Annotated in this window: 5 protein-coding genes; all 5 read left to right on the plus strand. The window is 68.8% G+C overall.

Annotated features, from left to right (window positions below; all coding sequences use genetic code 11):
- Positions 1-654: proteasome subunit beta (gene prcB / locus E1298_RS44490; protein ID WP_131903406.1), on the plus strand; the 654-nt coding region annotated here is incomplete at its 5' end.
- A 21-nt stretch (positions 655-675) separates the two neighbouring features.
- The gene (gene prcA / locus E1298_RS44495; RefSeq protein ID WP_131903410.1) at positions 676-1,428 is read left to right on the plus strand and encodes a proteasome subunit alpha; all 753 of its coding nucleotides are present in this window, start codon (positions 676-678) and stop codon (positions 1,426-1,428) included.
- A gap of 235 nt (positions 1,429-1,663) precedes the next feature.
- Positions 1,664-3,022 carry a Pup--protein ligase gene (gene pafA / locus E1298_RS44500; protein ID WP_131903407.1) on the plus strand — a complete coding sequence of 453 codons (1,359 nt, stop codon included), beginning with the start codon at positions 1,664-1,666 and terminating at the stop codon, positions 3,020-3,022.
- A 164-nt stretch (positions 3,023-3,186) separates the two neighbouring features.
- Entirely contained in the window at positions 3,187-4,122 is a 936-nt protein-coding gene (locus E1298_RS44505; RefSeq protein WP_131903408.1) for an FKBP-type peptidyl-prolyl cis-trans isomerase, read from the plus strand.
- A 156-nt stretch (positions 4,123-4,278) separates the two neighbouring features.
- On the plus strand, positions 4,279-4,480 hold a 202-nt coding region (locus E1298_RS44515), incomplete at its 3' end, for a helix-turn-helix domain-containing protein (RefSeq protein WP_131903409.1).

A 4,480-nucleotide genomic window follows, 5' to 3' on the forward strand; every position in this document is an offset into this window, starting at 1 on the left:
GCGGTGATGGCGGGGGACCGGCGGGCGACGGCGGGGAACGTGATCGCGCAGCGGGACATCGAGAAGGTGTTCCGGGCGGACGAGTTCTCGGCGATCGCGATCGCGGGTACGGCGGGCATCGGGATCGAGATGGTGCGGCTGTTCCAGGTGGAGCTGGAGCACTACGAGAAGCGCGAGCTCCGGACGCTGTCGGTGGAGGGCAAGGCGAACCGGCTGGCGACGATGGTGCGGCAGAACCTGGGCATGGCGATGCAGGGGCTGGCGGTGGTGCCGTTGTTCGCGGGTTATGACGAGGAGCGCGATGGCGGGCGGATCTTCTCGTACGATCCGGCGGGCGGCCGGTACGAGGAGCGGGACTTCTACTCGATCGGGTCGGGGTCGGTGTTCGCGCGTGGTGCGCTGAAGAAGCTGTACCGGGCGGATCTGTCGGAGGAGGACGCCGCGCTGGTGTGCGTGCAGGCGTTGTACGACGCGGCGGACGACGATTCGGCGACGGGTGGTCCTGATCTGACGCGGCGGATCTTCCCGGTGGTGGCGTCGGTGACGTCGGAGGGGTACCGCCGGCTCGGTGAGGACGAGGTCGGCGCGTTGGCGCAGGCCGTGGTCGATGGACGTTACGACTCGCCGGGCGGGCCGACCGCCCCGCTGCGATAGAAGGGATCCAGACCGGTGTCCATGCCGTTCTATGTGTCGCCCGAACAGCAGATGAAGGACAAGGCGGACTACGCGCGGAAGGGGATCTCGCGTGGCCGGAGCGTCGTCGTGCTGCAGTACGACGACGGGATCTTGTTCGTGGCGGACAATCCGTCGCGGGCGCTGCACAAGATCAGTGAGATCTATGACCGGATCGCGTTCGCGGCGGTGGGGAAGTACAACGAGTTCGAGAATCTGCGGCTGGGCGGGGTCCGGTACGCGGACATCAACGGGTATCAGTACGACCGCCGTGACGTGACGGCGCGGGGGCTGGCGAACGTGTACGCGCAGTCTCTGGGGACGATCTTCACGGAGACGAACAAGCCGTACGAGGTGGAGTTGGTCGTCGCGGAGGTGGGTGCTGACGCGGATACGGACCAGATCTACCGGCTGACGTTCGATGGTTCGGTGGCCGATGAGCATGGCTATGTGGCGATGGGCGGCCAGGCGGACGCTGTGGCGCAGGCGTTGAAGGACGGGTACCGGGAGGGTTCGTCTTTGGCGGTGGCGTTGCGGACGGCGGTGCGTGCGCTGGAGGCGCAGGATTCGGATCGTCATCTGGATGCGAAGTCGCTGGAGGTGGCGGTGCTGGATCGTCATCGTGAGCATCGGTTGTTCCGGCGGTTGACGGCACGGCGGATCGGGGATCTGCTGAACGAGGCGGACGGCGCGGCGGACGCAGGAGACGCAGCGGACGGGGCGACGTCGTCGTCGGATGAGGCGGACGAGGACTGATCAGCGGGTCCGGGCGCGCCCCGGACATCGCCCCGGGGATCGCCCAAGCATCGCCCAAAGCATCGCCTCGGGCGGTTGCTGAGGGCGGTACCGGGGAGGGTGTCCGGTTGTGTGTGGCCCGTCGTGGCGGGGTGGCTGTGGCCGCCTGGCCGCGGCGGGTCTTTCGCGCGTGTCCGGGGGAAACGGTGCGGTCCGGAGACTGCCAAGTGGGGGTCCGGGCGCATAGGGTCTTGGTGTGGACAGGCGCATTTTCGGGCTTGAGAACGAGTACGGCGTCACCTGTACCTTCCGCGGTCAGCGGCGGTTGTCACCGGACGAGGTGGCGCGCTATCTGTTCCGCCGGGTGGTCTCGTGGGGTCGTAGCAGCAACGTGTTCCTGCGCAACGGTGCGCGGCTGTACCTGGATGTGGGCAGCCACCCGGAGTACGCCACGCCCGAGTGCGACAGCGTCGTGGATCTGGTGACGCATGACAAGGCGGGCGAGCGGATCCTGGAGGGGCTGCTGGTGGACGCCGAGCGGCGGCTCCGTGAGGAGGGCATCGCCGGTGACATCTATCTGTTCAAGAACAACACGGACTCGGCCGGGAACTCGTACGGCTGCCATGAGAATTATCTGGTGGGGCGGCACGGGGAGTTCGGGCGGCTGGCCGATGTGCTGATCCCGTATCTGGTGACCCGTCAGATCATCTGCGGGGCGGGGAAGGTGCTGCAGACGCCGCGGGGCGCGGTGTACTGCGTGTCGCAGCGTGCGGAGCACATCTGGGAGGGTGTGTCGTCGGCGACGACGCGGTCTCGTCCGATCATCAATACGCGGGATGAGCCGCACGCGGACGCGGAACGGTTCCGGCGGCTGCATGTGATCGTCGGTGACTCGAACATGAGTGAGACGACGATGCTGCTGAAGGTCGGGGCGACCGATCTGGTGCTGCGGATGATCGAGGCGGGCGTGGTGATGCGGGATCTGACGCTGGAGAACCCGATCCGGGCGATCCGGGAGGTCAGCCATGACATGACGGGCCGCCGGAAGGTGCGGTTGGCGAACGGCCGCGAGGCGAGCTCGCTGGAGATCCAGAAGGAGTACTTCGGGAAGGCGCGGGACTTCGTGGACGCGCGCGGCGGGGACGCGACGGCGAAGCGGGTGCTGGAGTTGTGGGAGCGGACGCTGCGGGCGGTGGAGACGGGGGATCTGGATCTGGTGTCCCGTGAGATCGACTGGGTGACGAAGTACAAGGTGATCGAGCGGTATCGGCGCAAGTACGATCTGCCGTTGTCGTCGCCGCGGGTGGCGCAGCTGGATCTGGCGTATCACGATGTGCATCGGGAGCGCGGGTTGTACTACCTGCTGGAGAAGCGGGGGTCGGTGGAGCGGGTGTCGCGGGATCTGGACATCTTCGAGGCCAAGTCGGTGCCGCCGCAGACCACGCGGGCCCGGCTGCGTGGCGAGTTCATCCGCAAGGCGCAGGAGAAGCGGCGTGACTTCACCGTCGACTGGGTGCACCTGAAGCTCAACGACCAGGCCCAGCGCACCGTCCTGTGCAAGGACCCGTTCCGTTCGGTGGACGAGCGCGTCGACAAGCTGATCGCGGGGATGTAGCGCCTGGAGGCCCGGTCGGGCGTAGCGGCCGGTGGCCCGGCCGGGCGCCGGTCGGGCGCAGGGCTGCGGGGTTCGGAGGGTTCGGCGCGGTGGGCACTACCGGCTGGTCACTTGGGCGGTAGGGTGGAGCGCCGAGCAGCGCCTGTCACCCCCGAAGGACCTGTATGCGCCGTCGTTTCGCCGCTTTGCCCGCGGTCGTCGTGCTGGCCGTTCCTTTGTCTTTCTCTGCCGCGTGTTCGGGTGGCGGGGGTGTGAAGGTGTCGGTGCGGGGAGATTTCGGTCATCTGCCGGAGGTGTCGTTCCCGAAGGGCGCACCGGACGGTTCGCTGGCGGTGAAGACCTTGTCGAAGGGCAAGGGCCCGGCGGCGCACAAGGGTGATCTGGTGGTGGCCGACTATGTGGGCTACCGGTGGAGTGAGGGCGGGCGGAAGCTGCTGGCGAGCACGTATGCGGCGGGGAGGCCGGAGGCGTTCCCGACGTGGCAGCTGGTGCCGGGGTTGCAGCGGGCGTTCGAGGGGTCTCGGGCGGGGTCGCGTGTGGTGGCGTCGATTCCGCCGAAGGACGGTTTCGGTGACCGGGGCGATTCGGCGCGTCAGATCGGTTCGGGCGACACGCTGGTGTACGTGCTGGACGTGCGCAGGGTGTATCCGAGGTCGGCGGGTCCGGTGGGCAGGCGGCAGGCGCCGCTGGAGGATGCGCGGCTGCCGAGGGTGACGGCGGCTCCGGCGGGGCGGACGCCGCAAGTGGTGGTGCCGCGGGTGGCGGCTCCGAAGGGGCTTCAGGTGCGGACGCTGGTGCGGGGGGACGGTCCGGCGGTGTCCAAGGGGCAGCTGCTGGCGGTGCAGTATGCGGGGTTCTTCTGGCGTGACGGGAAGATGTTCAATTCGTCGTGGGCGGACGGGCACCCGTACGGCCTGATGATCGGGACCGGTCAGGTGATGAAGGGCTGGGAACAGGGGCTGATGGGGCAGAAGGTCGGCAGCCGGATGCTGCTGGTGGTGCCGCCGTCGCTGGGGTACGGGGCGAAGGGCCTGGCCCAGGCGGGGATCAAGGGCGATGACACGCTGGTGTTCGTCGTGGATCTTCTGGGCGCCCACTGACGTCGGTCTGCGCGCCGCCTCCCGCGCCGCCTCCCGCGCCGCCTCCCGCGCCGCCTCCCGCGCGGGCTGCCGTGCGGGCCGCCTCCGCCGCCTCCTTCCGCCCTGTCCCGAACGCTCCCTTCTAAGTTTCATTAGTGCTGTTCTTAGAATGGCCGGGTGGAGGACATCGACGCGATCGCGCTGCTGCAGGATCCCGTGCGGCGGCGGCTGTACGAGTACGTGGCCGCGCAGGGGCATGAGGTGGGCCGGAACGAGGCGGCGGAGGCGGCCGGGGTGCGGCGGACGCTGGCGGCGTTCCATCTGGACAAGCTGGCCGACGCGGGGTTGCTGGAGGTCGGCAGCAGGCGGCTGACGGGGC

Origin of the sequence: Actinomadura rubrisoli, from assembly GCF_004349215.1 — a bacterium.
Taxonomy (GTDB): Bacteria; Actinomycetota; Actinomycetes; order Streptosporangiales; family Streptosporangiaceae; genus Spirillospora; species Spirillospora rubrisoli.